Source organism: Vibrio sp. 2134-1 (assembly GCF_033339495.1).
Genome location: NZ_JAWOUS010000554.1, coordinates 1 through 640 on the forward strand (window position 1 = coordinate 1; position 640 = coordinate 640).

A 640-nucleotide genomic window follows, 5' to 3' on the forward strand; every position below is an offset into this window, starting at 1 on the left:
AAAGCAGTTCTGAAATCGTTTTGTAGTGATCAACCACCAAGTTGGAGCGATCAAAAGCAGAGTTATTCTTAATGATGTACGGGCGAAACGGTTTTTCTAGGAATCGGTGTGTACGCGTACAAAGCATGTCTAACAAAGACGATTCAATGTTGTTCGCAAGGTGTTTGAATGCTCGTTTGTAGTAAAGCGCACGCATGATGAACTTCATTCTATACACCCAAATAGGGTTATAGGTGTTGGCGTACTCATCAGCATAGATCACTTTAGTATGATCAAAAATGGATTTATTTGCAGTCATTTTCACTCCCGACTCACTTAAGAGCTTGTCTTAACTGGGGTTCTGTTTTAACAGCACGAGAAATAACAGCGAGGAACACGAAAATGGAGAGATGCACAAGGCATAAATAGGAGGTGTGTTCTTGCTGATTCCAACGTACTCAAAATTAATTTTGAACAGTGTTCGTTTGTTCGGGATTCTAAGAGAAAAACCACGGCAGGTATTGTATGAGTGAGTAAGGAAGTGTCAGGACACTTTGCCGCGTGGCGTCATTTTTTCTTACGCGCAGCGATAGTTTTTCTTGCTCGTTGAAACCGTGCATCGTTTGTACAGTGAGCTTCTCGAAAACAAGTTCATGAATGA

At 41.2% G+C, this 640-nt stretch carries 1 protein-coding gene; it reads right to left on the minus strand.

What is annotated here, in order from left to right; all coding sequences use genetic code 11:
* Nucleotides 1–298 (minus strand): DUF535 family protein (locus R7R78_RS27185; protein ID WP_042768083.1); only part of this gene is annotated, 298 nt, incomplete at its 3' end.
* Nucleotides 299–640 lie beyond the last annotated feature (342 nt).